The sequence below is a fragment of the Sinosporangium album genome (assembly GCF_900100605.1).
Lineage (GTDB): Bacteria > Actinomycetota > Actinomycetes > Streptosporangiales > Streptosporangiaceae > Sinosporangium > Sinosporangium album.
In genome coordinates, this window is record NZ_FNCN01000006.1 from 154,624 (window position 1) to 181,538 (window position 26,915).

The 26,915-nt window shown below is 70.1% G+C and carries 16 protein-coding genes; 7 read left to right on the forward strand and 9 right to left on the reverse strand.

The features are described from left to right. Nucleotides 1–132: 132 nt before the first annotated feature. Together BLQ73_RS08430 and BLQ73_RS08435 are read right to left on the reverse strand one after the other, a co-directional pair. A complete protein-coding gene (locus BLQ73_RS08430; RefSeq protein WP_245690898.1) occupies nucleotides 133–1,170 on the reverse strand; it encodes a lysylphosphatidylglycerol synthase transmembrane domain-containing protein in 1,038 nt (345 codons plus the stop codon). Further along, nucleotides 1,167–2,027, reverse strand: a complete 861-nt coding sequence (locus BLQ73_RS08435; RefSeq protein ID WP_245690899.1) for a class I SAM-dependent methyltransferase — start codon at nucleotides 2,025–2,027, stop codon at nucleotides 1,167–1,169. The genes BLQ73_RS08430 and BLQ73_RS08435 overlap by 4 nt, the downstream gene beginning before the upstream one ends. A gap of 67 nt (nucleotides 2,028–2,094) precedes the next feature. Here BLQ73_RS08435 and BLQ73_RS08440 point away from each other — a divergent pair, with 67 nt between their 5' ends. Beyond that, on the forward strand, nucleotides 2,095–3,060 hold the full coding sequence (locus BLQ73_RS08440; RefSeq protein WP_093169807.1) for a lysylphosphatidylglycerol synthase domain-containing protein: 966 nt from the start codon (nucleotides 2,095–2,097) through the stop codon (nucleotides 3,058–3,060). 62 nt (nucleotides 3,061–3,122) lie between these two features. Here BLQ73_RS08440 and BLQ73_RS08445 read toward each other — a convergent pair whose 3' ends face one another. The 3 genes from BLQ73_RS08445 to BLQ73_RS08455 all read right to left on the reverse strand — a co-directional run bounded on the left by BLQ73_RS08445 (nucleotide 3,123) and on the right by BLQ73_RS08455 (nucleotide 7,602). Beyond that, nucleotides 3,123–4,199, reverse strand: a complete 1,077-nt coding sequence (locus tag BLQ73_RS08445) for a glycosyltransferase family 4 protein (protein WP_093169808.1) — start codon at nucleotides 4,197–4,199, stop codon at nucleotides 3,123–3,125. Then, a complete protein-coding gene (locus tag BLQ73_RS08450) occupies nucleotides 4,199–5,125 on the reverse strand; it encodes a glycosyltransferase family 2 protein (protein WP_093169809.1) in 927 nt (308 codons plus the stop codon). The genes BLQ73_RS08445 and BLQ73_RS08450 overlap by 1 nt, the downstream gene beginning before the upstream one ends. 281 nt (nucleotides 5,126–5,406) lie before the next feature. Then, complete coding sequence (locus BLQ73_RS08455; protein WP_093169810.1) at nucleotides 5,407–7,602, reverse strand: hypothetical protein; 2,196 nt, start codon at nucleotides 7,600–7,602, stop codon at nucleotides 5,407–5,409. Between the two features lie 168 nt (nucleotides 7,603–7,770). Between BLQ73_RS08455 and BLQ73_RS08460 the strand changes: the two genes are divergently transcribed. From BLQ73_RS08460 to BLQ73_RS08480, 5 genes are all read left to right on the forward strand, one after another. Then, on the forward strand, nucleotides 7,771–9,249 hold the full coding sequence (locus BLQ73_RS08460; RefSeq protein WP_245690900.1) for a hypothetical protein: 1,479 nt from the start codon (nucleotides 7,771–7,773) through the stop codon (nucleotides 9,247–9,249). A 719-nt stretch (nucleotides 9,250–9,968) separates the two neighbouring features. Next, nucleotides 9,969–11,426 (forward strand): LCP family protein, encoded by a 1,458-nt coding sequence (locus tag BLQ73_RS08465; protein ID WP_245690920.1) that lies wholly within the window; start codon nucleotides 9,969–9,971, stop codon nucleotides 11,424–11,426. Between the two features lie 351 nt (nucleotides 11,427–11,777). Next, entirely contained in the window at nucleotides 11,778–14,501 is a 2,724-nt protein-coding gene (locus tag BLQ73_RS08470) for an acyltransferase family protein (protein ID WP_093169812.1), read from the forward strand. A 269-nt stretch (nucleotides 14,502–14,770) separates the two neighbouring features. Beyond that, entirely contained in the window at nucleotides 14,771–15,829 is a 1,059-nt protein-coding gene (locus tag BLQ73_RS08475) for a methyltransferase (protein ID WP_176955331.1), read from the forward strand. A gap of 170 nt (nucleotides 15,830–15,999) precedes the next feature. After that, nucleotides 16,000–17,010 (forward strand): glycosyltransferase, encoded by a 1,011-nt coding sequence (locus BLQ73_RS08480; protein WP_093169814.1) that lies wholly within the window; start codon nucleotides 16,000–16,002, stop codon nucleotides 17,008–17,010. Here the strand turns inward: BLQ73_RS08480 and BLQ73_RS08485 are convergent. Then, nucleotides 17,007–17,966 carry a hypothetical protein gene (locus BLQ73_RS08485; RefSeq protein WP_093169815.1) on the reverse strand — a complete coding sequence of 320 codons (960 nt, stop codon included), beginning with the start codon at nucleotides 17,964–17,966 and terminating at the stop codon, nucleotides 17,007–17,009. The genes BLQ73_RS08480 and BLQ73_RS08485 overlap by 4 nt on opposite strands. Beyond that, a complete protein-coding gene (locus tag BLQ73_RS08490) occupies nucleotides 17,963–18,436 on the reverse strand; it encodes a sigma-70 family RNA polymerase sigma factor (protein ID WP_093169816.1) in 474 nt (157 codons plus the stop codon). The genes BLQ73_RS08485 and BLQ73_RS08490 overlap by 4 nt, the downstream gene beginning before the upstream one ends. Before the next feature lie 305 nt (nucleotides 18,437–18,741). On the opposite strand from BLQ73_RS08490, the gene BLQ73_RS08495 reads away from it, so the two are divergent. Beyond that, a complete protein-coding gene (locus BLQ73_RS08495; protein WP_093169817.1) occupies nucleotides 18,742–19,503 on the forward strand; it encodes a carbonic anhydrase family protein in 762 nt (253 codons plus the stop codon). Between the two features lie 72 nt (nucleotides 19,504–19,575). On the opposite strand, the gene BLQ73_RS08500 is transcribed toward BLQ73_RS08495, so the two are convergent. Together BLQ73_RS08500 and BLQ73_RS08505 are read right to left on the reverse strand one after the other, a co-directional pair. After that, on the reverse strand, nucleotides 19,576–23,142 hold the full coding sequence (locus tag BLQ73_RS08500; protein WP_093169818.1) for a S8 family serine peptidase: 3,567 nt from the start codon (nucleotides 23,140–23,142) through the stop codon (nucleotides 19,576–19,578). Nucleotides 23,143–23,171: 29 nt separating this feature from the next. Then, nucleotides 23,172–26,825, reverse strand: a complete 3,654-nt coding sequence (locus BLQ73_RS08505) for a S8 family serine peptidase (RefSeq protein ID WP_093169819.1) — start codon at nucleotides 26,823–26,825, stop codon at nucleotides 23,172–23,174. Nucleotides 26,826–26,915: the final 90 nt, after the last annotated feature.

The following is a 26,915-nucleotide window of genomic DNA, read 5'->3' on the forward strand; positions in this document are numbered from 1 at the left end:
TTGCCGCACTCTGCGAATCGTGGGCTAAATCACAGGGCATTTTCCTGAGCTTGACATGCGCTCCTCTCTCCCACAAAGAGGACTTCCAATCCATATACGGAAGCATTCCTGCATTTCATGCTCGCGCTTTGCTCAGGCTTTGAGACGTCCGTGCGAAGGGCCCGCCCGGCCGACGGCCGTTCGACGGGCGGCGAACCCGCCCGCCGCCGCGCACACCAGGTCACCCGCCACGATGACCACGCGGGAGACCAGGGCGACGGCGATGGCGGTGCCCTGCGCCGAGGCCGACGCGGCGCCCTGGCCCAGCAGCGGCACGAGGACGGCGACCATCGCGACCTCCCGCACGCCGGCCCCCGCCGGCACCACGAAGGTCATGATGCCGAGGCACCAGGAGAGGGCGAAGGCGCCGACGGCGAAGACGGCGAGCCGGACGGGCTCCACCCCCTCGGCGAAGTCGGCGAGGACGGCCGCGAGGTGCATGCCGTACATCACCCAGCCGAGAGCGGCCCACAACAGCGCGGTGAGCATGCCGCGGCGCGTGAGAGGGCGCGGAAGGGGGTCGCGCCGGAGCCTGCGCAGGCCGAAGGAGATGATCGCGTTGACGACGCGGGGTTCGAGGGCGACCGCGAAGACGGGAATCAGCAGCAGCGCCCACGCGTAAGGCCCGAGCGCGCGCGGCACGGAGGCGAGGAGGGTGACGGCGGCGATCACCAGGCCGGTGCCGAGCTGCACGGGGAAGGCGAGGAAGAAGGCCGCGGCGCTGCGCGACCTCGGCACGCCGTGATCGCGGCCCATCTCCATCTGGGCGAGCATCGGCCACACCGAACCCGGGATGTATTTTCCGAGCTGGCCGATAAAGAAGATCTTGGCCGCTGAGCGCAGCGGGAGCGGCGACCCCAGGTCGGCCAGCAGCGCGCGCCACACCATCATGCCGCAGGCGAGCGCCCCCACGACCGCGACCAGCGACAGCAGCGGCGACCACCACGTCAGGCGGGCGAACGCCGCCGCCACCGCGTCCCACTGGCCGGCGACGGCCCACGCGCCGAGCCCGAGCGCGACCACCAGGAAGGCCACCCGGACCGCCTTGGCCACTCCCCCGCGCCCGCCGCCTCCGGACTCCGCCGGAGGGGAGGCCGTGCCCTCGGGGGCCGCCGGGCGCTTCTCGCTCACAGCGGGCGGACCCGCTCGGGCGGCTGGGGCAACCGCGCACCACGCGGCATCATCGGCGTTTTCGTGGCGACCCAGAGATAAGTGGGCACCACCGGCAGGAGAAGGCGCAGCACGTCCCTCGGCACCCAGGCCAGGACGGCACCGGCCAGCCTGCCGACCACCCCGGGGAACAGCTCCGCGCCCGCGAAGCGGCCGGGCGTGGCGAGCACCGGGAAGGTGTAGTCCCACACGTGGAAGGCGCGCATCATCCTGCGCAGGCCGCGCCGGGTGCGGAAACGCTCGTAATAGTGGTCCGCCCGGCCGAAGGCCCGCACATAGCGGTCGGCGAGCGCCGGCGGCAGATAGGACAGGAACGGCAGCTTGTAGTGCGGCTCCATCACCCCGAGCCGGTTGCCGAGCCCGAGATAGAGGACGCCGGTGTCGGAGAGGACCCGGCGCATCTCCGCGACGACCGCGTCGGGGTCGACGACGTGCTCGTAGATGTGGTTGAACACCAGCACGTCCACCGACCCGTCGGGAAACGGCAGCGCGGTGCCGTCGGCGCACACGAACTCGACCCGGTGGCCGAACCGGCCCGCCGCTCTGCGCAGCCCCGGCACGTCGATGTCGACGCCGAACGTGTGCTCGGCGCCCGCCTCGGCGAGCTCGTCGGCGATGAACCCGGCCGAGCATCCGATGTCGGCGACCGTCAGCCCCTCAAGGGGCCTGCCTCCGGGACCCGTGGAGCCGCTGCCCAGGAAGTGACCCAGCACCGCAATGATCTTGGCGGCCTTGCGGCGGCGTTTGGCCTCGTCGAGCATCGCCCCCTGGAACTCGGAGTATTCGAGCTGCGCGACGCGTTCCTTTGCGACTCCCACGCCGCCCAACAGTACCGGCGGCGCGTGTCCGCCACAGCCCGGTAGGGCCGGCGCGTAGTCTTGTCGGATGCTCAGCCGTCTGCGCGCCAGCCGTACGCTCCGCGTCCTCCTCGCGCTGACCGCCCTGGCCTTCCTCGGATACGGCCTGGCCAGAGACTGGGATCAGACGACCGAGGCCCTCGCCCGCCTGTCGTGGTGGTCGATCGCCGGGGCGTTCGCCGCGGTGCTGCTCGGGCAGGGCCTGATGCTCGTGGCGTGGCGCGTCGTCGTGGCGGGGCTCGGCTCGCCGCTGGCCTACGGCCTGGCCGCGAGGGTGATGTTCGTCGGTCAGCTGGGCAAATACGTCCCTGGCACGGTGTGGGCGTATGCCGCCATGATGGAGCTCGGCCGCGACCACGGCTGCCCGCCGAGGCGCACCTTCGCCGGCACCTCCCTGTCCCTGGTGATCTCGCTCGGCTGCGCGCTCACCCTGGCGGCCGCGACGCTGCCGCTGACCGCGCAGGAGGTCATCCGCCAGGCGTGGTATCTCGTGGCGCTGATCCCCGTCATCGTGGTCTGCATGCATCCGCGCGTGCTCACTTGGGGGCTCAACCTGGCCATGCGGATCGCCCGCAGGGAGCCGCTGGAGCGGGTCCTGCCGGGCTCCGCCGTACTCGTCGCGGCGGCCTGCTCGATAGCGGCCTGGATGATCTACGGCGTGCAGGTGTGGCTGATCACCTCGGATCTGTCGCCGGGCACCGATCCGTGGACGCTGCTGCTGGTATCGGCGGGCGCTTATGCGATCGCCTGGGCCACCGGGCTGCTGTTCGTGGTGGCCCCGGCGGGCATCGGCGTCAGGGAAGGGGCTATGGTCCTCGCCCTGACCCCGATCATCGGCGCCGCCGGCGCGCTCGTGGCCGCCGTGGTGACGCGGCTGGTCGTCACCCTCTGCGACCTGATCTGGGCCGGTGTCGGGTTCATGCTCGGCCGCCGCGCCCACGCCACCCCCCTGCGCGAGGGCGAGCCGATGCCCGAGGCGGGCGTGACCACCTGAGAAGCCCCGCGGCAGGCCGATCTAGCGGCTACCGGTCCGGCGGGCACCGGTCGGGTGGTGGCCTATCGGGTGCCAAGCAGGGTGTCGAGATATGTCGCCCAGTGCGGGTCGGGGTCCACGGCCTTCACTCCGGCGCGGAGCCGTTCCGGCTCGCCCGGCGCGTAGAAGCGCGCCAGCGCCCCGGCCAGCGCCTCCGGCGAGCCCGGCTCCACCAGCAGGCCGTCTACCCCGTCGGTGACGTGGTCGGCGAGGCCGCCCACGGTGGTCGCGATCACGGGGACGCCGTGCTCGTGCCCCAGCCAGACGTTCTGGCTGGCCGTCGCCGAGCGGTACGGCAGCACCAGCGCGTCCGCCTCCGCGAACAAGGCGGGCACATCCTCGGCCGCCACGTAGCCCGGCCGCAGCTCCACCCGGTCGCCGAGGCCGAGTTCGCGCACGAGCGCCGTCGTGTCGTCCAGCCCGCCCCAGAACTCCCCGGCGACCGTGAGCCGCACGCCGGGCGTCGCAGCGAGCGCGCGCAGCAGCAGGTCAAGCCCCTTGTACGGCCTCACCATGCCGAAGAACAGCAGCCTGCGGCGCACCGCCTCACTCCCCGGCCGCCCCGCGGCCGTCACCGGCAGGTGCGGCGGCAGCCCCGCCACGGCCACGGGCGCGGGCGTCAGCTCGCGGGCCAGCGCGCCCTGCGCGTCGGAGTGCGCGAGGACCCGGTCGACGCGGCGCAGCAGCGCCTTCACCAGCGGCACGTCGTACGGCTTGCGCTCATGCGGCAGCACGTTGTGGCAGAGGGCGAGGACCGGGGCCTTTTGGGCTATGCCGTACAGGATGCCGAGGTAGGGCGGGACCTGCACCGGGCTGAGCACGGTGAGCACGACGAGGTCGGCCGACCGTGCCGCGCGGCCCCGGCGCACCCAGCCGTCGGGCCTGCGCCAGTCGAGCCGCCGATTGGTGTGGGGGAACGGCGTGCCCTCCGGCGCGCTGATCGTCTGCTGTCCGGGATAGAGGAAGGAGGGGTATTGCGCCTTCCAGGACTCGATGACCACCTCGTGCCCGCGGGCGGCGAGCCGGTGGGCGAGCTCGGTCGTGTGCTGGGCCCCGCCGCCTTTGTAGGGATATGTCGGGCCGACGATCGCGATGCGCATCAATTGCCCCTGGATCGCACGATGAGGTCCGCCAAGAGGGCGAGCGACCCGATGATCATGCCGGTGGTGAACATCACGACGGTGTTCTGCGCCAGGTAGAACGGATTCCGGATCATATCCCAGACCAGGCCCTTCACGACGGCCACGACGATCAGCGTCAACGCCGGAGGCATCAGCACCTTGAGCGGGTTGAAGTACATGACCATGCGGAGCACCTGCAGGATGTAGCGGTAGGCGTCCGACACGAAGCTGAACTTCGACGTGCCGGCGCGCTTGCTGTAGTCGATCGGCAGGTAGTAGACGTCGTGCTGGTTGGACAGGAACGCCAGCGTGATCGTCGTGACGCAGGAGAACCCCGGAGGCAGCAGCCGCAGATAGGGCCGCGCCACCGACTTGCGAAACGCCCGCAGCCCGGAGTTGAGGTCGGGAATCTCCTGACCGGCCAGGCGCTCCGCGACCTTCCTGATGAACCACTTCGCCGGGACCCTGAGGAACTTGTGCGACCCCTGCTCGCTGGTGCGCGCCCCCACAACCTGATCGATGCTCGGATCCTTCTCCAGGATCTGCACCAGCTCAGGGATGCGCTCGTTCGGGTAGGTCATGTCGGCGTCGGTCCAGACGACGATCTCGCCGCGCGCCTCCTGCGACCCGATCCTCCGCACCGTGCCCGACCCGCCGTTGCGGTGGAACGCCACGACCTTCATGCGGGGAAATCTCGGCTCGGCCTCCCGCAATCTGGCCAGCGTCCCGTCGCTGGAGTGGTCGTCGATGGCCAGCAGCTCATAGCTATAGCCGCTTTCGTTCATCGCGGCGGTGATGCGCTCGATCTCCTCGATGACGTGATCCTGCTCGTTGTAGCACGGCAGAACGATCGTGACGTAAGGGCTGTCGTCCACTGCGGGTCCAGGGTTGGAGGTCGGGGGCATGCTCACGACCGGCGAGGATACTCGTCAAAGCTGTGCCCCGGACGCATAACCACGCTCGACGCGGCTACTCAGCGTCAACTCCCCTGGTCAACCCCACTACCAATACCGCATGCGTCACACATGTCGTGGAGAAGGAGGAAGTAGCCCTCCCACAGGACATCTTCGGCGGAAGTTCTGGACAGAGACGAATCCGCTTAGAGCCTCTCCGCAAGCGCCCGATCCACAGAGTTGGAGTGAGCGCTGTTCATCGACGAGGGAGGCCGAGCAGCGGCCGGGGCGGGTCAGGGAGTGGACATCCAGACGGTCATGGAGAACGACCATGTGGCGTTGGGCGGGTCGACGAGGGAGCGTTCGTCCTGGCGGGTCTTGAGGTCGAGGACCTTGTGGGCGGTGCCGTACGGCTGCACCTGGCGCTCTTCGGCGCCGAGGAGGACGGGGCGGCGGCCGGCGCTGCGGATGCGGTCGAGGAGTCGGCCGAGGTCGGCGGAGGCGGCGACGGGGTCGGGCGGGAGGTCGACCTTGGCGGTGGGGACGCCGCACATGCCGCGGACGACCTGGGTGAAGCGGTCGGCGGTGGCGCGGTCGACGATGAGGACGGAGGCGTCGGGCGGGATACGGCGGCAGAGCCCCTCGACGGCGGCGAGTTCCCCGCGTTCGATGGGGGTGAACGCCGTGCCGATGGAGGTGACGGCGGTGGGGACGAGCATGAGCAGGGCGCCGACGGCGGCGACATACGTCTGGGGGCGCGAGCCGTACCCTTTGCGCCTGGCCTTCTCCTTGGCCCAGCGCAACCCCCAGACGCCCAGCACGATCAGGCCGGGGAGCACGACGGGCACGAGGCGCCTGGCCGCCCACGGGTGGTCGGGGGTGATGTCGGGGCGGATGAGCGTGGTGACGGTGGTCCAGCCGATGACCGCGAGCGGCAGCAGCCAGGCGGCTTCGCCACCGCGCAGCATGCGCCGCACGAGGAGTGCGGCGGCGATGGTGGCGAAGGCGACGGTGGGCACGCCGATGTACCAGAACACCCAATACAGCGAGTCTTCGTAGTAGAGCCGGGTGGGATCGACCGCCAGGCCGTTGTTCTCCTGCACTTGGGAGATGAAACCGGCGTTGAGCGCGTCGGCGGGGTTCGTCGGCACCCGCCTGACCGTCGACACGAAGGGGCGTACGGCGAAGGCGGCCATGAGCAGCGCCACCGCGACCGCGGCCATGTCGGGGAGCCGCCGGGGAAGCCTCCTTCGCCCGGTGATGTACGGCCTGGCGAGATACGGCCCGGCCAGGGCGCCTGCGGCGGTGAGCACCAGGACGGCGGCGCAGATCGCCAGCAGGGGCACCAGGGCACCGGAGAGGTATTCGAGATACGGCCTGGACAGCACGTATGCCGCCGGCCCCGACAGCAGCGCCAGGCCGACGGCGAGCCCGCCGAGCAGCGGCCAGCCGAATTCCGGCCAGCCGGCCATGAGCCCCCGCTGGAGCCGTCCGGGCTCCGTGCCTGCGAGGGCGGGCGCGGCGCGGCGCATCCGCCGGAGGGCGATCAGCAGCCCGGCGAAGACGAGCACGGGCAGCAGGTCGCGCAGGCCGTCGATGCGGACGGACACGGCCAGCCCGAAGATGAGCCCGGCGAGTGCCGCGCCGAGACGGGCGCGCGTCAGGGGACGGGAGGCGGGCGCCGTACCGGCGGCGGTGGTGCGGGCGTGGGCGGTGCCGGCGTGGGCGGTGCCGGCGTGGATGGTGCGGGCGTGGGCGTCGAGGAGGAGGGCGAGGGCTCCGAGCAGCAGGATCAGCGACGGGATCTCGCTGAACGTGGTGCGGGAGGTGTAGAGGATGGGCATGCAGACCGCGAACACCGCGGCGGCCAGGGGAGCCCACGCCGCCCCGACGAGCCGTGCGGCGAGGCCGGCGACGGTGAGCACGGCCAACGCGCCGATCGCGGGCGGCGTCAGCAGCATGCCGATGGCGCCGCCGAGCCAGTGGCCCGCCGCGTAGACGATCGGCGCTCCGGGCATGAACTGCGGGACGATCGCCCCGTCCATGCCGTAGAAGCCGATCGTCACGAATTCCAACGCCGGGTCGGGCCCACCGAAGGCGCCTAAGTGGGCGGGGATGGGAAGCGATCCATGCTCGGCCACCCAGACGGTGTATTGCGCGTAGGTGGCCGGGTCGCGCCGCACCGCGAGCTGCTCGGTGTGGAACAGCGCGTTGAACACCCCCGAGGCCGCGGCGACGCCCACCACGCCGAGTGCTTGCCCCGCCGTGGCGTCGACCCACTCGGGCAGGCGGCGCAGCGCGACGGCGGCGAGCCCGCAGAGCACGGCGGCGGCCAGGAGGACCGTGGGCAGCGGACGGAACCAGCCGAGCAGCAGCAGCGGCACGCCCGCCAGGAGCCAGGCCGCGAGCAGCAGGACCGGCAGCACCGTGACCACGGCGAGCACCCGGCCCGCCGACGGCCATCGCGTGTGATCGATCCTGGCGCTCATCGGTGGTGGGGAGCCTACTCGTTTCCCGTGCCTTTCCCCGTCCATACGGCTCGGCCGCGGTCGATCGGGTCGCCGCGGGGGCGCGCGGCCGGTCCCGTCACCTCCGGTGCGAGCGGGTAACGTACGGCCAGCCGAATCGGGCCATCACCAGCGGAGGACGGGGGCGACGTGGCCGAGGGGATCAGCGCGGAGCGACCGCCGCCCGGGGCGGTCTCCGCGCGCCGCGACACGTCCCCTCGGGCGTGGCGCGGGCGGGTGTGGCACGCCCTGCTGAAGCGGCACCGGTGGTTCGCCGCGGTTTTGGCGGCCGGACTGGTGGTGCGGGTCGTCGCGGTGCTGGGCTATCGCCCCGCCCTGTGGTTCCCCGACTCCTACACCTACGTGATCACGGCGCTGCGCCCCCGCCCCGATCTCGTGCGGCCCGCGGGCTATTCGATGTTCCTGAAGCTGCTGGAGCCGTTCCACGCCTTCGCCGTGGTCACCGCCGTGCAGCATCTGCTCGGACTCACCGCGGGGGTGCTCGTCTACGTGGTGGCGCGGCGGCTCGGCGCTCCGGCCTGGGCTTCGGCGCTCGCCTCGGTTCCGGTGCTGCTGGACGCCTACCAGGTCGAGTTGGAGCACCTGCTCGTCTCGGACTCGCTTTTCACCGTCCTGGTGCTCGGCGCGGTCTGCCTGTGCCTGCGGCAGCGCGTCACGTGGCGTACGGCCTGCGCGATCGGCCTGCTGCTCGCGGCTGCCACGCTGACCCGCACGGTGGGGTTGCCGCTGGTGGCGGTGGTCGCCGCGTGGCTGTTCGCGCGTCGGCGGTTCGCGGCGGCGGGGGTGATGCTGGTCGCGGCGGCGGTGCCGGTGCTCGCCTACGGCGGATGGTTCTACGCGACTTACCAGCGGGTCGGGCTGGTCGGGGCGAACGGGGTGTTCCTCTATGCCCGGACGATGGCGTTCGCCGACTGCGGCCTCATGAAGCCCCCGCAGGATCTCAGCGTGCTCTGTGATGCGCGTCCCCCGGCGGAGCGCCCGCCGTCGCAGGACTACATCTGGCGGCGGGACTCGCCGCTGGTCCAATTGCCGGGCATCACGTTCACCAAGGAGACCGACGACCTCGCGGGCCGGTTCGCGATGTTGGCGATCCGCACCCAGCCGCTGGATTATGTGGTCTCGACGCTGTCGGAGCTGTCGCGGACCTTCACCGTGACCCGTCACGTATACCCGGACCAGGAGATTTACGACCTCTACGAATTTCCCGCGGTGTCCCCGCCTCCCCCCACGCGGGAGGCGGCGGTGGTCGGGGCGCGGTTCGCCGAGCAGTACGAGCGCGGTCCGATCGGGACGGAGGTGGTGGAGCCCTATGCGGGGTGGATGAGGAAATACCAGGACATGGTGTGGATGCCAGGAGCGGGGCTTCTCGTCATTCTGCTCGTTCCCCCTGCGATCGCCGCAGGTCGGATGATGCGCCGCACGCCCGGCCACCCCCTCGACCCGGCCGTGCTCCTTCCCTGGGCGACGGCCTGGACTCTGCTGGTCATACCTGCGCTGACCGCGGAATTCGACTACCGCTACGTGCTGCCCGCCGTACCTTTGGCCGCGCTGGCCGCGGCACTCGCCGTACGCGGGCGGATCGTCCCAGGTCGGAAACCCTCCACCTGAGGGCATCCTGAGAAGAATGCAAATAGACGTTTAAGAACATTCCTCGCAATGTCCGGTTCTGTATGCTGTGGCCCTGGATCATCCGGGCAGGGGGCCAACGAGATCACGGTCCTTCTCGGCCGATCATGGCACCGGCTCTCATGCCGGTGACCTAGTCTTCTGGCGCGACGAACGATCGAACGAACTCGCGTGCGGCACATGCCCGCCGGGTTCGCAGGACCACGAGGCGGGGGGTGGGGATGAGCGAGCGTCGGCGTGCCGCTCAGAACAATCCCCGGACGGCATCCCAACAACCCGGGCGCGGCGACGACGGCCCCGCAGACCCCCTACGCAGGGGTTCCGCACCGCCGGAGACGGGATTCATGGGCGTCGCGCCGCCGGCGCGCGGCCGCAGGCACGCCCCCGCGCCGGACCCCGCAGACCCCCGCGCGGCGGCAGGCCCCGCACCGCCCGCGGCACCGGGCGTGAGGGGCGGCGGACGCCGAGGAGTCGCTCCCGCCGAGAACGCGCACGCCGCTACCGCTCCCCCGGGCACCGGCCGCAGGGGGTCGCGCCATGCGAACCCCGCCCCGGGCACCGGCCCGGGAATGCCTCCCGCGGGACCACCTCCCGGAGCGCCCGGCGGCTCCCCCGGCGATGCCCCGGGAAAGCCTCCCGGCGGGCCGACGGGCGGCAGGCGCGGCGCGGGCGGCCCCGCGGACGGTAAGAAGAGGCGCGTGATGGCCTGGGTCAGCATCGCACTGACCGTCGTGCTCGTGGCCGTCACCCTCGGGGCCTACAAGGTCTACCTCGACCTCGAAGGCAACATCGCACGCAAGGACATCGAAGACGAACTCGGCGCCAACCGCCCGCCGGAGACGGGCGCGCTCAATGTGCTGCTCGTCGGCTCGGACACCCGGGTCGGCGCCGCCAACAAGAAATACGGCCCAAAGAGCCAGAATCTCGGCGAGCGCACCGACACCATCATCCTTCTCCACGTCTCCCCCAACCGGGACAAAGCGACCCTGGTGAGCTTCCCGCGCGACTCGATGGTCCAGATCCCGGAGTGCAGGAATCCCCAGACCAAAGCGGTGGTCGCCGCCGGCCTGCGCATGATCAACTCTGCCTTCAACGACGGAGGCATCGCCTGCACGATCAGGACCATCGAATCCCTGACCCAGATCCACATCAACCACTACGTGAAGGTGGACTTCGCCGGCTTCAAGGGCATCATCGACGCCCTCAAGGGCATCGAGATCTGTCTGCCGAAGGACGTCGACGACAAGGCAGCCAAGTTCAAGAAGCCGGCGGGCAGGCATGTGGTAATGGGCGAGGAGGCCCTGGCATACGTGCGGATCCGCAAGAACCTCGGCAACGGCAGCGACACCGACCGCATCAAGCGGCAGCAGGTGTTCCTCACACAGGTGATGAAGAAGGCCACGAGCATGGACCTCTTCACCAACCCCGCGCAGCTGCTCGACTTCCTCAACGCGGCGACCAAATCCGTGGAGATGGACAGCAATCTCACCGTGCCGCGTCTCGTCGAGATCGCGGGAAGCGCCCAGGCCCTGACCGCCAACAAACTGCAGTCGATCACCGTGCCGTGGGAGCCGTACCCCGCCAACGAGAACCACGTGCAGTGGAAGAAACCCGACGCCGACGATCTGTTCGCCATGATCCGCAGCGACATCGAGGTCACCCCTTCCGCGAAGCCCAAGTCGAGCTCAAGCGCCTCCGCCAAGCCGGCCATCAAGCCCGCCCAGATCAGGGTGCAGGTGCTCAACGGCACGACCACGTACGGCAAGGCCAAAGAGGTCGCCGACGCGCTGTCGGCCCAGGGCTTCGTGGTCACCCATGTGGGCAACGCGCCCCTGGAGAACGGGGTCTCGGCGCCCAAGAGCCGGGTGCTCTACGCCGAACGGGCCGCGCAGGGCCCCGACTACGCCTCCCCGCTGGCCGCGAAGATGCAGAACAAGGTCACCCCCGAGGCCGGCAAGCTGCAGAGCCCCAACCTCTCCGCTTACACCGCCCCGCCGACCGCGGCGCCGTCGGGCACCCCGTCCTCCGCGGTCACCCCCGGAAGCCCGATCATCCAGCTCGTCATCGGGGACGACTGGCAGGGTGTGAAGGTGCCGGTGAAGATCCCGGAAAGCGTCAAGGGCTCGGTGGTCAACGCCAAGACCAACATCTGCCAATGAGCGCATCGGCAGCCCTTCCCCTTCCGTCCACTCGACACCACAGGTGAACCCGACATTCGCCATGCAACTTCGTGTTCGTGCGGCCCTTACGCGACAGTGGTCGCAGAGGCGGTTACTGTGGATGGGTCGGCGGCACGGGGCCTGCCGGTCCACTCGACATCATCTGGCAGCGCACGCACCACCCAGGCGCGACTCTGCCTTCCGTCCGCTAACAGATAGCTGAGTGTTCCTCCCGTGAGTGACATCCGTTCCCCGTTCAATGTGCCGGCCCCGCGCGACACCGACCCAGACTCCGATGTTCCAGCAGCTCCCGGGCATGCCCCGGCAGAGCCTCCCGAACGGCGAAGCGACGTGCGTCCGCCACCTCAGCACGGCCCCGCATCCGACTCCTGGCCGGGCGACCGAGGCGGGCACACCCGCCCGAGCGGCGGAGACGCCGCCGCCTCCTTCTCCGACGACGAGGATGAGGCCGAGATCACGGCCTGGGGCTATCCCGCATACGGCAGCCGCCCCTACGAGGGCCTCGCGCAGTCGCAGGGGCACAGCCCATCGGCGGGATCCCCGCAGTCAGGGGGGCCCGGCCCATCTCCGGCATATCCACAGTCAGGGGCGCACGGCCCACCGCCGGGACACGCCCGGGAGACGCAACGCGACCCGGGCACCGACCCACTCGGGCACTTCGCGCCGCCGCAGCCAAGCGGCCGGCCTTACGCCGACTCGCCCTACGCGGAGCCGTCCCCCGGCGACAGCCTCGGCGGGCAGACGCGCGATCCGCTGGCTTCGCCGTACGAGCGTCCCGCGCCTCGCCGGCCCGCCGCATGGGAGCAGGATGCCCCGTCCACAACCGGCGGCACCTACTGGGACAAGGCCTGGGATAAGGCACCCGCCCCGGGCACACACGATCCGCTCGGTGCGCCGCCCGCACCGCCCGCGCCTCCTCAGAGCACCGACCCGTACGGCACAGCCACCTCAAGCGGCGCCGACCCGTTCGACCACTTCTCCGCGCGCGGCGGCACCGACCCGCACGGCCGCGCCGCCCCCTGGAGCGGCACGGACGCCTTCGGCCGCGCGTCCTTCCCGGGAGACGGCCACGACCCGCTCGGCCCCGTCTCCCCGCGCGGCGGCACCGATCCGCTGGGCCGACCCTCCCAGCCGGGCGGCGCCGACCCCCTCAGCGGCCTTCCCGTCGGCACCGACTCCTTCGGCCGGCCGAACCCGCCCGCCGGCACCGACCCCTTCGGCCGACCGGCGCCTTCCGGCAGCACTGACACATTCAGCGGCACAGATGTATTCGGCGGCACGGACCCGTTCGGCGGCACAGATGCGTTCGGCAGGACGGACGCGTTCGGCGGCACGGATGCGTTCGGCAGGACCGGCGTCTCCCGCAGCGCGGGCATCGAGCCGTTCGGTCAGACGCCCAGGACCGACGGCACCGACCCCCTCGGTCAGATCCCCCAGACCGGCAACATCGATCCAGTCGGCCCGCCTTCCGCCCTGAGCGGTACCGACCACTTCGGCCGAATCGCCCCACCCGATGGCACCGACCACTTCGGCCGAATCGCCCCACCCGGCGGCACCGACCACTTCGGCCAGGCTTCCTTCCCCGGCGTCACCGACCCCTTCGCTCGGCCGAACCCGCCCGCCGGCACCGACCCCTTCGGCAGGACCGGGTCCGGCCACGGCGGCGGCACCGACCCGTTCGGCCAGGGGCCGCATGGCGGCACGCCACCGCAGCCGCACACTCCCGGGGGGCAGTGGCCCGGGCCCACCGACCACGTGGACCACCTGTCGCCCGGGGGCGTCCCACTGCCCCGGCCGACCGACCGCCACATGACGAACCCCCACGGCGTCGACACGCAGCACATGGGCCTGCACGCGACCCGTCCCCAAGGCGTCCCCCACAGCATTCCCCCCGGCGTCCCCCCCGGCGTCGAGTCGGCACCGCCGGAGCGCACCACATCGGTGCAGATTCCCGAACGCACGGGGATGCCTCCTCGGGGCGGCGCGATCCTGACCGCGGTGACCGAGACCGGCATTCGCGCACGTACGGCTGCCGCCGCCCCCGCCCAGGGGGCGCGCGCGCCGAGGAAGCGCGAGCCGTACCTCGACAACGTGAAGTTCATCCTGATTTGGCTGGTGGTGGCGGGCCACGCCCTCGTGCCGACCCTTGACGCGCACTCCGGGAAATCCGCCTATATTTTCATTTTTGCCTTCCACATGCCGCTTTTCGTCATGATCAGCGGTTATTTGAGTAGGAATTTCTGGAACTCGAATGCGAAGACCAACAAACTGGTCGACACATTCCTGATCCCCTATGTGATCGTTGAAGTCGGCTATGCCCTGCTCCGTCTCGCCACCGGGCAGAAGTGGAGCTTGACGATCATGGACCCGGCCTGGCTGAACTGGTATCTCTTGGCCCTGCTGCTCTGGCGGCTTTCGACACCGGTGTGGAAGCGCATGCGCTATCCGTTCCTGGTGTCGGTGGTGATCTATATGCTGGCGGGCTTCTCCGCGATCTCCGGCGATTTCAGCATGGACCGGTTCTTCGGGCTGCTGCCGTTCTTCGTGCTCGGCCTCCTGCTCCAGCCGAAGCACTTCGAGATGCTCAACCGGGGCTGGGTCAAGATCCTCGCCGCGGTGACGCTGGTCGGCGGGGCGGGCGTCGCGATCCTCGCCGCGCCGCACATGTCGGTCAGGCCCATGTATTTCAAGTACGGCTTCGAGGATCTCGGGCTCACCTGGCTGCCCGGCCTCGGGATGCGCGCGGCCCTGCTCATCGGGTCGATGGCGCTGTCCTTCGCAGTGCTGGCGCTCGCGCCCCGCGGCGAGACGTGGTACACCGATCTCGGCACGCGCACGCTCTACGCCTACCTGCTGCACGGCATCCCCGTGATGATCGGCAAGGAGACCGGCCTGCTCAACCTGCCCTGGCTGCACGGACCGCTCGGTGTCATCGCGATCTCCACCGCCTCACTTCTACTGGCCGTCATTCTCTGTCTGCCGATCACCCGCACCGCTTTCAAGTGGCTGCTCGAACCCCGCCTCGTCTGGCTCTACCGGCGGCCTTCCCGCTGATCCACTCCCGCTGATCCACCCCTACGGGGGACGACACGCTTCCGACGGGCCCGAACCTGGCAGGCGGGCTCGTCGGAAGCGTCCTCGTACAGGAACCGCGTACAGGAACCGCGTACAGGAACCGCGTACAGGAACCGCCGATCTCGCCCCGGAACCTCCGGATCACTGTGACCTCATGTCTTGGACGCCGGACAACTGGTTAGGTTAGCCTCACTTCCACCATTCGATGGTTGACCATGGTGCCCCCAGCTTGGCGACAAGGAGATGAGATGACCGATTCCCCCACAACCCGCCTGGCCACCGACGACCAGACGTACGTCCTCCGGCTGCTGTTCGGCTTCTTCGGTGCTCAGGCCATGCAGGCTTTCGCCTCCCTCGGCTTCGCAGACCACCTGGGCGACAAACCCCGCAGCGCCGAGGAGGTCGCCGCAGCGACCGACTGCGATGCCCCCTCGACCTACCGCCTCCTGCGCCTGGCCGCGGTGCTGCGCCTCGTCGAGGCCCATGGCGACGGCACGTTCACCCTCGCTCCCGCCGGCGCCCTGCTGGCCTCGGACCACCCGAACTCGCTCCGGGACATCGTCCGGTTCTTCGCCGGGCGCGAGCAGTGGCTCTCCTGGGCAGAGCTCGATACGGCGGTCAAGACCGGCGACCCCACCGTCGACCAGGTGCTGGGGAAATCGTTCTTCCCCTATCTCGCCGAGCACCCGGAGCGCTCGCAGGTGTTCAACTCGGCGATGACCGGTTTCACCAGGCTCGACGGGCCCGGCATCGCCGCGGGCGCCGACCTCTCGTCGTTCACGAGCATCGTCGATGTCGGCGGCGGCAACGGCGCTCTCCTCGCCGCGTGCCTCCAGGCCAATCCGTCGCTGCGCGGCGAGCTCCTGGACTCGGAGAAGGGCCTCGGCGAGGCCGAGGCGGTGCTGCAGGCCGCGGGCGTGCGCGACCGGGTCACTCTCACCGCCGGGGATTTCTTCGTCTCCGTTCCCCAGGGGCACGACGCCTACATGCTCAAAAGCATCATCCACGACTGGGACGATGAGAAGTCCCGCCTGATCCTCTCCACTTGCAGGGAGGCGATGCGGCCGGACTCCACCCTCCTCGTCGTGGAGCCGGTCGTCGCCGACGACCCCGCCGCCTGGTCGGAGGCGCCGGCGCTCCTGATGAGCGACCTCAACATGCTGGTGATGACCGGAGGCAAGGAACGCACGGCATCCGAATTCGAAGCCCTGCTGTCCAGCGCCGGTTTCCGGCTGGAGGGCATCGTCTCCTGCCCCGGCACGGGATTCCAGATCATTCGGGGGAAGCCGCAACCGCAGGACGCCTGATCCGGCCCGCCTCCGGGACAGGCGTGACCCGGAGGCGGCACCGGCTGTTCCGCGGGACTTCACCGAAAGTTCACACAGGTCACGCAGAGTGGTCGACCTGGCGTCGCAGGCTCGCGACTGTGCGGTTCTGTATCGGGACAATCATTCACCATCCTGAGGACACCCGGATCATGCACCGGCAGATCCAGGCGCTTCTCAACGCTGGTCACGACATCACCTACATCGCGCCGTTCACCCACTGCAACGTCACCCCGCCCGCCGGAATACGGGCCGTGGACGTGCCGCGTGCCGTGGGCTCCCGCCGTACGCGGGCGTTGCGGCACGCGCGGAGCGCGTTGAAACGGGCGGTGGGCGACGCCGACATGCTCATCGTGCACGACGCCGAACTGCTGCGGTGCCTGCCCCGGCAGCGGCCCGCGACCGTGTGGGACGTTCACGAACACCCCACCCCCTCGTGGTTCGACCGGTGGACCGCGAGCCGCATGGAGCAGCGCATCCACATCATCCTGAGCGAACCCACCCTGAACGAGCGTTTCGCCCGCCGCCATCGCGTCATCCCGGACGGCGTCGTGGTCCCCGCCGGTCCGCCTCCGGTTCCCGGTGACCGCCGCGTCGTCCATGTCGGGCGGCTCTCCGTGGAACGCGGCGCGCTGGAGCTCATCGAGCTCGGCCGGGCGCTGACCTCACGCGGACTGAGGCTCGACCTCATCGGGCCGGCCGACCCCCCGGTACGGCCGGCCCTGCGTGACGCCCAGCGTGAAGGCGTCCTCGACTGGTATGGCCATGTGAGCCACCCCCACGCCATGCGCATGGCCCGCGGGTCACTCGCCGGGCTGTCGTTGACGCGTGACGTCCACCCGGTACGGCGGTCGCTTCCGACGCACATCATCGAATACATGGCGGGCGGCATCCCCGTGGTCGCCACGCCGCTACCCGCCATCGACGAGGTGCTGGAACGTTCCGGCTGCGGCCTCACGGTCCCGTTCGGCGACGTGGACGCCGCGCTGCGCGCCGTCCTCGACCTGCGGGCCGACCCGGAACGGCGTACGGCCATGGGCCGGGCCGGCCACGCCGAGGCCCTCCGCGGCCACCGGTGGGACCCGGCCCCGCTCGTCCGGCGGCTGGAAGGGTGGGCCGCTCCCCGGCCGCACACCGCCATGGCGGCTGAGCTCTTCGCCTAGCGGTTCAGGTCGAACTGGGCATCGGCGAGGCGGATCGTCCGCACCGCCGGGTCCTCCAGCATCGACGCGAGCCGTTCCACGGCATGGGACGCGACGAAACCGTAGGCCAGTCCCTCCTTCGCGGCTTTGCGCAGCCGTTCGAACTTCAGGCCCACGCGGCCGATGTTCACGGCGTCGTGGTCAGTGCGTTTCTCCACCCAGAAGCGGAAATCCTTGAGCACCTCCTCGGATCTCTCGCTGCACATGGCACCGCCCTCTCCGAAACCGTCGTTGGGGTACGCAATCGTGCGGTAGTCCTCGCTCCAGGTGATGGGGGTTGATCCTGGGGCGCGTTCGTAGACGACCTGTCCGGCGCAGGCGTCATGCTTCTTTGCGAAGGCGGAGAGCTCTTGGGAGGTCAGCGGCCGGGTGAACTCGACCACGGCCAGCCCGTTCAGGGATTTCGGCAGGTTCTTCAAGACCCGCCTCATCTCCTCCTTGGGGTTGATGTCCCGGCCGATATAACTGAGCGCCTGGTTGAGCGTTGTGCCCATGCTGCCCGCGTCGAGCGGCACCGGACTCAGACGGCCGAAGAAGTCCTGTTCTATGGTCCGGGTGACGCCGCCGAAGCCTCTCCCGGTGAAAAACGCGCCCATCGCCCGCCTCGGCGACAGCGTCACGGTGAAGGACATCGATGTGACGTCCGTGTCGCAGCACTCCCCGACCTCGATGTGCAATCCCGGATAGGCGACCCGCAGTGCCGTACCCGCCACGTCCAGCATGCGCAGGCCCCTGTCACCGCGCATCTGGAGGAGGGAAGAGCCGGTCACCACGGCTGCGGGCACCAGGACGAGAAGCGCCACCACCACGATCGCCGTGCGCAGGATGCCTCGCCGTACGGCACGGCGTGTGCGTTTGGCGTCGAACTCGGGAATCGGAGGCAGCTCGTCCGCCTCCATGTCGTGGTCATTGCTCATACGGGTGCTCCGTACTTCTCTGCGAAGGTGGCGCGGGCGCGCCACAGGGCGGTTTTGACGGACTGGGGTGAGCGGCCGGTCATGGCGGCGATCTCCGCTAAGGAGAATCCGTCGAAGTAGAAAAGCTCAAGCAGTCGGCGTGGGCCGTCCGGCATGCGCGCGAGGACGCGCCGGACGTCGAGGGCCGATTCCCGCTGCTCCTGTGGGAAGGCTCCGAGTTCCTCCGCCTTCGGGAGTGGCAGTTCCGTACGGCTGCGCCGCATGTGGTCGACGAGCGTGTTGCGGGCGATACTGAGCAGCCACGCGGCAGGTGAGCCACCCCGACGGCCCAGTAGGGCGCGGGTCGCCTTGACGAAGGTCTCCTGGGCGAGGTCCTCGGCGAGGTGCGGATCAGCAGTCCTGCGGAGGAGGTAGCCGCAGACCAGCCGCCAGTGTTCGCGGTACAGTCCCTCGATGTCGTCGCCGATGATCGCCTCCGCGGCGGTTGGATAGTCACCTCACATAAGACGACACCGCACGCGAAAAGGTCACATGGCCTATGCGGCGGAGGTCGCGGCTGAGGCGACGGGAGCGTCGCAATGTCCATGCGCGGACATGTCCCCCAGAGGACAACGTCCCCAATAGGACATGTCCTAATTTGACCAGCCATAAAGCCTAGAACCCAGTTACCGCACGAAATATCGTGCAATTAGCCGATCAGCCGATTCCGGCAATCAGCAAATCCCCACTGTTCCGCCTGGCCGGATTGGCGTCGCACAAACTGGGAGGGCAAAGAATGAAATTCCGCCGTACGCGTCTCTTGGGAGCCGCTCTCATCACAATGGCCGTATCCGCCTCACTCGCGCCCGTCAGCGGTGCGACGGCGTCAACGCCGGCCGAAAGCCCGATCGATATCGTCACGGTGTCCTCGACGCCCGACACCCGGGATTTGGCGCCCAGCTACAACATCGCCACTCAGACCGTCACCATGGAATACAAGAGCAAGGGTTCTTGCACTGCCCGCCAGGCCGACGAGGACATTCACGGGAAGGCGAACGGCACCGCAACCTGGGATAAGTCCATTCAGTTCGACGGCGTCGACTATGTGTTCCAGGAGATCCACTACCACGCCACGGCCGAGCACGAGGTGTCCGGCGCGAACCGCGGCGCGGAGGCGCACCTCGTGCACAAGAACGCCGCCGGCGACTACCTCGTGCTGGCGGTGCACCTCACGGACGGCGGCGCTACGGGCTCTGAGCACGACAAGCTCATCACCAGCTCCCCGCCGACCGAGTGCGGGGGCTCGGCGAACCGCACGGGCGTCAGCCTCAGAGGGCTTCTCCCCACCGACGTCGACCGCTCCTGGCGTTATGTGGGGTCGCTGACGACGCCTCTGGGCGGCCCGTATCTCCAGCCCGTCCAGTGGGTCGTCTTCAAGGACACGATGACAGTGCAGACCAGCACCTGGAACGCCCTCCGGGGCATTTGGTCGGGGCTCACCAACCACAACTCCAAGCCGCACACCGCCGACACCCCGGTTATCACGCAATATCCGTAACACCCCATAAAATATCCCGCCCGGCCGCGAAGGCCGGGCGGGATACCGTCGTTTCCCTATCCGATCACATGCCTATGGGGCCGCCTTGTCTGGCCTTTCCGAAACTCGAATGGAATTGACAAGGGGGGAGCCGCTCCGCGCGAGGAAGGTCACATTGAGTTGCCCGTCGATGACTTTCACGGTGTACTGGCGGATGGTCGCGGCGCGCACACCGACTTCCTGTGCCAGGTCGAGGGCGGGCACGGCGAGTTCGTCTTCGACGTAGACGTCGACGACCCGACGCTCCGGGCGCATGTTGCGGGTTTCGGCGAAACCGAGTTCGACGGTGTAGACCCCTTGGGGAAGGTTGTCGAAACGGTATTCCGACATCGATTCGCGTCCACGCCTGAACAGTTCCTGGTCGGCGGTGCCCTTGATGGTCCTGCCCGTCGTGGAGACGCGGGTGCGGGTGCCCGCATAGCCGTGGCCGCCCGCGGTGTAGGCGCGGTCGGCGGCCCACTGTTCGCCGGTGGAGTCGACGACCTCGCGGGTGCCGCCCGCGTCGAGGGCGATGCGGAGCTTGGGCACGACCATGGTGACGGGGATCGCGATCTGCGGGTCCCTGCCGCTGGCCGAGCGCACCAGCAGCTTCCCGGCGCGGACAATGCCGGGGCCGGTGCCGGTGCTGCGCGCGGTGACGGTCACCGTGACGGACGCGCCCGGGGCGATGTCGCCGGTGGCAGGCGTCGCGCTCAACCAGCTTTGGGCGGGTTCGAGGGCCAAGGTGTAGGAGGTGGCGGAGCCGCCCAGGTTGGTGAGGATGACCGTGTCGGTCCTGCTGGACTCGGCGGGCATCACCAGGTCGAGTTCGCTCACCGAGGCGCTCACCCTGCCCGTGATCAGGGAGGCGTCCATGGCCGTGCGGGTGCCGGCGGCCACCGTGACGGGCTGGGTGACGGGGCCGTAGTGCTCCTTGGAGACGGTGACCTGGTGGTCGCCGACGGGGACCTGGGCGACGAAGGTGCCGTCCTCGGCCGTGGTGGAGGTCTCCCCGTCGCCGATCTTCACCGTGGCGCCGGCCAGGGGCCTGCCGTCGTTGGTGTCGGTGACGGTGCCGGCGAGCACCCCGTGGCGGCCGGCGGTGAAGGTGATGCTCTGGCCGTCCGTCAGGGAGGGCCTGTTGTAGGAATACTGGAATCCGTCGAGGCCGCCGTGGTCCTCGATGCCGATCGTGGCGCTGTCCCCCGACGAGAGCACGCCGCTCACCCCGCGGTAGCGGAAGCCGATCGAGCCGTCCTCACCGAGGACGGCGGCGAAGGAGATCTTGACGCTCCGGTCCTGGACGAAGGTCACGTCACGCCATTCGACGACGAAAGACCGGCGCGGCGCCGTACCGACGGTGGCGGTGTAGACGCCCGATGCCCCCTCGACTGCGATGTCATCCCAGAACGGGTAGATCGCCGCGTTTGTCGGGCTGTACATGGGAACCTGCCGGTTCTCTTGCGAACCCCAGTCGTCGAGGAAACTGAGCCAGCCTCCCCGGGACACCCTGACGCCCGTGTAGGTCTTGCCGTAGTGCATGACGGGGAACGGCAACGCCACCGAGGGCACCGGCACCTGGGTGAAGTCCACCTTGCGGGTGCCGGGGACGTAGGGCTCCTTGCCGACGACGCAGCTGTAGCCGAACGCGTCGGTACGGCGGGGCATCGCGATGTCCTTGGTCGTCGCCGCGTTCACCGTGACGGTCTCGGCCGTGGCGCCCGCGCAGCGGGTGCGCGGCGGGGTGGCCTCCAGGGTGTGGTCTCCGGCGGGCATCGGGAGGCTGTAGCGTCCCGCAGCGTCGGTGACCACCGTCGTCTCGGTGCCGGCCACGCCGATCGTGACGCCCGCTTCGGGGCCGCCGTCGATGGTGACCGTTCCCGAGACGGGGTGCGTCGGCAGCGCGGTCAGCGCGATATCGTGGCGGGCCGTCCGGCCGTCGGACACGGTGACGGTCGCGGTGGCTTCGCCGTACCCGAGGCCGCGTGCGGTCACCCGGTAGGTGCCGACTTTAAGGTGGGGCAGGCTGTAGGTTCCGTCCTTGCCGGTGACGAGCTTGCGGTTCAGTGGCCCGGCGACGGTGAGCGCCACCTGCGCGACCGGGGAGCCGCCCGAGGTGCCCGAGGTGCCCGAGGTGACCGTGCCGCTGAGGCCGCCGACGCGGCCGGTGGGGGCGTCGGTCAACGCCCGGTGGGCGTCGAGGCGGCCCTCGCCCCAGACGTTGTTCTTGGCGGCGGTGCCGCCGCAGCTCCTGTCGTCGACGTCGACGGCCGTCCGGTCGAGTAGCTCGCGGGTCGCGGCGACGTCGCGCTTCAGCGCGGGCGCTGCCGCCCACAGCAGCGCCACGGTGGCCGCGACGTGCGGCGAAGCCATCGAGGTGCCGGATTTCAGGCCGTAGCCGTTCCCCGGCAGCGCGGAGCGGATGTCGACGCCCGGGGCGGCGATGTTGGGTTTGATCTCGCCTTTCTCGCCCGCGCCGCGCTTGGAGAAGTTCGCGATCGCGTTGTTGATGTCGAAGGCGCCCACGCTGTAGGCGTCGACGTCGGCTCCGGGGGACCCTGCGGTGTTGCAGGTCGCGTTGGCGTTGCCGCTGGCGAAGACGGGGAAGATACCGGCCGCGGTCCAGGTGTCGATCACCGGCTTGTACCAGGCGTTGATCTCGGTGACGGTCCAGGAATTGTTGACCACGTGAGGCGCGAGGTCGGGGCGGGGGTTCTGCCCCTTCAGGTCGGTGGGGGCCAGCAGCCACTGGCCGGCGCTCAGCAGGGAGCTGTGCGAGCAGCCGCCCAGGCACGCGTTGACCGAGATCCACGTCGCGCCGGGAGCGACGCCGACGGACTCGCCCACCATGGTGCCCATGCTGTGGGTGCCGTGGCCGTTGAGGTCGCAGGGCGTTCCGCCGGGGCACAGGCCGCTGTAGTCATACCAGTTGTAGTTGTGGTCGACGGTGCCGTCCGCCTTCTTGCCGCGGTACTGCGCGGCCAAGGCGGGGTGGTCGTACTGCACGCCGGTGTCGACGTTCGCCACCACGATGCCTTCGCCTCGGGTGCCGAACTCCTGCCAGACCTTGGGCGCGCCGACGCGGTCGACGTTCCATTCGACCGCGCCCGCCGCCTTCGGCTTTGTGACGCCCTTCGTTCCTTTTGTTCCCTTCGCCGCCGTGCCGCCGCTCTTCGGCGGCTCAGGCACGGGAACGACGCCGTCGGGCTCGATGCGCTGCACCTCGGGCAGCTTCGCGATCTCGGCGGCCAGGTCGGCGTCGCCGACGACCTTGACCGCGTTGGCGATCCAGAACGGGGTGAACTCCGCCTTACGGGAGGTGAGTAGGGCGCGTAAGCCTTTCTGGGAGGTTTCCGCGTATGCCGTCTTGGCTCTGAAGACCTCCGCGGCCTTGTCCGCCTTGCCGGTGACCTTGGCCGCCGCGCTGAGGTCGGCGCCTTCCTTCAAGGCCACGAGGAAGGAGGTCCGGCCGGTCTTCAGTTTCGCGAAGAGGCCCGTGTCCACCTTTCCGGGGGCGGGTTCGGGCGCGGCGGCCTGTGCCGTACCCGTGGGGATGAGAAATGCGAGGGCGGTGAGGGCGCCGAGCAGCACCGACCGCCGTGGTCGGGGAGAGCGTGACATGAAATGTCTCCAACGGGAGAGTCAGTCGGCTAGGGGGCGGTCTTGTCCGGCCGTTCGGTGATGCGGATGGCGTTCACGATCGGTGTGCCGGTCCGTACGGCGAAGCGCAGATTGAGCTGCCCGTCGGTCACCTTGACCGTGTAGCGCCTGGTGGTGGCCGTCTGCACGCCGACCTCCTGGGCCAGGTCGAGCACGGGCACCGCGAGTCGGCCTTCGGCCAGGACGTCGAAGACCCTCCCTCCGGGAGGTGTCGCGCGCAGATCGGCGAAGCCGAGCTCGACGCTGTAGACGCCGACGGGCACCTTGTCGAAGCGGTATTCCGCCATCGATTCGCGGGCACGTGAGAACAGGTCCTGCTCAGCGGTGTCCTTGACCGGCGTGTCCGTGGTCACGACCCTGGTCCTGGCTCCCATGTAGCCGAAGCTGCCCGGGGTGTAGGCGCGGTCCGCGCTCCACCGGTCACCCGCGGCATCCGTGATGTCCCGGGTGCCGCCCGCGTCGACGGCGACCTGGTGCCTGGGCACCGCCATCGTGACGGGGATCTCCACCTGCGGCGACCTGCCGCTGGCCGAACGCACCAGCAGCTTTCCGTGGCGGAACGCGCCCGGATACAGTCCCGCACTGTCCACGGTGACGGTCACCGTGACCGATCCGCCGGGAGCGATCTCGCCGGTGGCGGGCGCGGCGCTCAGCCAGCGTTGACCGGGTTCGGCCGCGGCGGTGAAGGCGGCGGCGGACCTGCCCACGTTGGTGAGGGTCACCACGGCGCTCTTGGTGGAGCCCGCCGGCAGGGTCAGGTCGATCTCGCTCACCGAGGCGCTGACGCTGCCGGTGACCAGGGACGCGTCGGCGCGGGTCCACGCGCCGACGGTCACCGTGACCGTCTGGGCGACGGAGCCGTAGTGCTCCCTCTCGACGGTGACCCCGTGGTCGCCGGGCGGCACATAGCCCACGAAAGTGCCGTCGTCGGCCGTGGTGAAGGTCATCACCGCGCCCGGCTTCGCCGCGTCGCCCACCGTGACGGTGGCTCCGCCCAGCGGATGACCGTCGTTGGCGTCGGTGACGGCGCCGGTGAGGAGTCCGTGGCGTCCCGTGGTGAAGGTCAGATTCTGACCGTCGCTGAGGGCACGCGTGTTGTAGGAGAACAGGAAGGCGTCCGTGCCGCTGCCGTCCTCGATACCCACCGTGGCCATCTCTCCGGCGGTGAGAGCGTCGCCGACGCCGCGATACTGGAACTTGATCGACCCGTTCTCCCCGAGGAGCAGGGAGAACGAAAGCCGCCTGTTGTTCTGGAACAGGTAGACGTTGCGCCATTCGACGACGAAGGTGCGGGTGGGGGCGGTGCCCATCGCGGCCGTGTACACACCGGACTGGGCGTCGATCCTGAGGTCATCCCAGAAGGGGTAGATCGCCGCGTTGACCGAGTCGGAGGTCGGCAGGGGGACGTTCTCCCGCGCCCCCGCCGTTTCCAGGAAGGTCAGGAAACCGTTGGGCGCGACCCAGCCGCCGCGGTAGGTGTCTCCGTAGAAGGGAAACGCGAACGGCAACGCCACGCGGATCGGAGCCGGCGCGCTCCCGGAGAACGGCAGCTTGTCCGTGCCCGAGGTGAACGGCGCCGCGCCGCCGACGCAGCCGTAACCGAAGGTGTCCGTACGGCGGGGCATGACGATGTCCTTGGTGAGCGCCGCGCTCACCGAGTCTTTGGTGAGCGCCGCGCTCACAGTGATCGCGACGGTGGCGGGGCCCGCGCAGCGGGCGGTGCCCGGGGCGACCTCCAGGGTGTGGTCTCCGCTCTCCAGGTCGAGCCGGTAGCGGCCCTGCGCGTCGGTGACCGCGCTCGTCATGGTGCCCGCCACGGTGAGCGTGGCTCCCGCTTCGGGGCCGCCGTCGGTGGTGACGGTTCCGGACACGGCGTGGGTGGGCTGGGCCGAGAGCGGCACGTCGTGGACGGCGGTCCGGCCGGCGGCCACGGCGACGGTCGCGGTGGCTCCGCCGTACCCGACCTTGCGGGCGGTGACGCGGTAGTCGCCCGCGGGCAGGCGGGGCAGGGCATAGGCGCCGTCCTTGCCGGTGACGACCGTACGGTTCAGCGGTCCGGCGAGGGTGACGGTCGCCATGTCGAGGGGGGCGCCGGCCGAGGTGACCGTCCCCTTGAGCCCGCCGATCTGTCCGATCGGCGCGGCGCGCACCGCCTGGTAGGCGTCGAGACGGCCCTCGCCCCAGACGTTGTTCTTGGCGGCGGTGCCGCCGCAGGTCGTGTCGTCGAGGTCGGCGGCGGAGCGGTCGAGCAGGGCCCGGGTCGCCGCGACGTCGCCCTTCATCGTCGGAGCGGCCGACCACAGCAGCGCCACGGTGGCCGCGACGTGCGGCGACGCCATCGAGGTGCCGGAGTTGAGCTCGTAGCCGCCGCCGGGCACCGAGGAGCGGATGTCGACGCCGGGCGCGGCGATGTTGGGCTTGAGCTCGCCGTTCGCGCCGGAGCCTCGGCTGGAGAAGTCGGCGATCCGGTCGGTCGCGTCGAACGCGCCCGCGCTGTAGGTAGGGGCGTCGGCTCCCGGCGATCCGGTGCTCTGGCAACCGGGGCCGGTGTTGCCGCCGGAGAAGGCCGGGAAGATGCCGGCGGCGACCCACGCGTCTACGGCTGGCTTGAACCACGGGTCGACGGCCGGGCCGCCCCACGAGTTGTTGACGACGTCGGGCGCGAGGTCGGGCCGGGGGTTGCGCCCGGCCGCGTCGGTGGGCGCCAGCACCCACTGTCCGGCGGCCAGCAGGGCACTCGACGCGCAGTCCGTGGCCGAGCAGGCTTTGACCGCGATCCAGGTGGCGCCGGGGGCGACGCCGACGGCGTCCCCGGCGGACCCACCGACCATGGTGCCCATGGTGTGGGTGCCGTGGGAGCCGCTGGTGCACGGCACCGCCGGGGTGCATTCGCCGGTGGAGTCGTAGTAGTTGTGGTTGTGGTCGACGGTGCCGTCAGGCTTCTTGCCGCGGTACCGGTCGGCGAGCGCGGGATGGTCGAACTGCACGCCGGAGTCGATGTTCGCCACGACGACGCCCTCGCCGCGGACGCCGTACTCGTTCCAGACCTTCGGCGCGCCGACGCGCTCGACGTTCCATTCGACGGCGCCCGCCGCCTTCGGCGTGACCGGCTTCGGCACGGTCGGCATCGGCACGGTCGGCATCGGCGTGGTCGTGCCCTTGGCCGGCGGGGGCAGGGGGATGGTGCGGTCGAGCTCGACGCTCCGCACTTCGGGGAGTTTCGCGATCTCGGCGGCGAGATCGGCGTCCCCGGTGACCTTGACGGCGTTGGCTATCCAATACGGGGTGAACTCGGCCTTACGCGAGGCGAGGAGGGCGCGCAGGCCCGCCTGGGAGGTTTCGGCCCTCGCGGTCTTGGCTTTGAGGACCTGTGCGGCCTTGCCGGTCTTGGTGGTGGCCCTGGCCGCCGCGCTGAGATCGGCGCTCTCGTTGAGATAGACGAGGAAGGTGGCGTTCGAGCTCTTGACCAGTTCGGCGGCCAGGGTTTTGCTGATCTTGTCGGGTTCCGGCGCGGCCTGGGCCGTGCCGGACGCAGCGCCGGACGTCGCGCCGGACGTCGCGCCGTAGGCCGTGCCGTACGGGAGGAGGAAGGCGAGGGCGGCCGCGATCAGAGCCGTCCGCCATCGCCGGGAGGTGTGTGACACGGGGTGGTCTCCTTTGAACCGGGGGACTCCGTCCGCCCGGGGACCCGGACCGTCCCGCGCGGTGGCGGGACGGTCGTCGCTCGACTACTC

Bases quoted from the DNA above. Each gene is read 5' to 3' on its own strand.
- BLQ73_RS08465 (WP_245690920.1), top strand. From the start codon at position 9,969: ATGGCCTGGGTCAGCATCGCACTGACCGTCGTGCTCGTGGCCGTCACC.
- BLQ73_RS08445 (WP_093169808.1), bottom strand. From the start codon at position 4,199: ATGCGCATCGCGATCGTCGGCCCGACATATCCCTACAAAGGCGGCGGG.
- BLQ73_RS08450 (WP_093169809.1), bottom strand. From the start codon at position 5,125: ATGCCCCCGACCTCCAACCCTGGACCCGCAGTGGACGACAGCCCTTAC.
- BLQ73_RS08485 (WP_093169815.1), bottom strand. From the start codon at position 17,966: ATGAGCAATGACCACGACATGGAGGCGGACGAGCTGCCTCCGATTCCC.
- BLQ73_RS08495 (WP_093169817.1), top strand. From the start codon at position 18,742: ATGAAATTCCGCCGTACGCGTCTCTTGGGAGCCGCTCTCATCACAATG.
- BLQ73_RS08480 (WP_093169814.1), top strand. From the start codon at position 16,000: ATGCACCGGCAGATCCAGGCGCTTCTCAACGCTGGTCACGACATCACC.
- BLQ73_RS08500 (WP_093169818.1), bottom strand. From the start codon at position 23,142: ATGTCACGCTCTCCCCGACCACGGCGGTCGGTGCTGCTCGGCGCCCTC.
- BLQ73_RS08455 (WP_093169810.1), bottom strand. From the start codon at position 7,602: ATGAGCGCCAGGATCGATCACACGCGATGGCCGTCGGCGGGCCGGGTG.
- BLQ73_RS08475 (WP_176955331.1), top strand. From the start codon at position 14,771: ATGACCGATTCCCCCACAACCCGCCTGGCCACCGACGACCAGACGTAC.
- BLQ73_RS08440 (WP_093169807.1), top strand. From the start codon at position 2,095: ATGCTCAGCCGTCTGCGCGCCAGCCGTACGCTCCGCGTCCTCCTCGCG.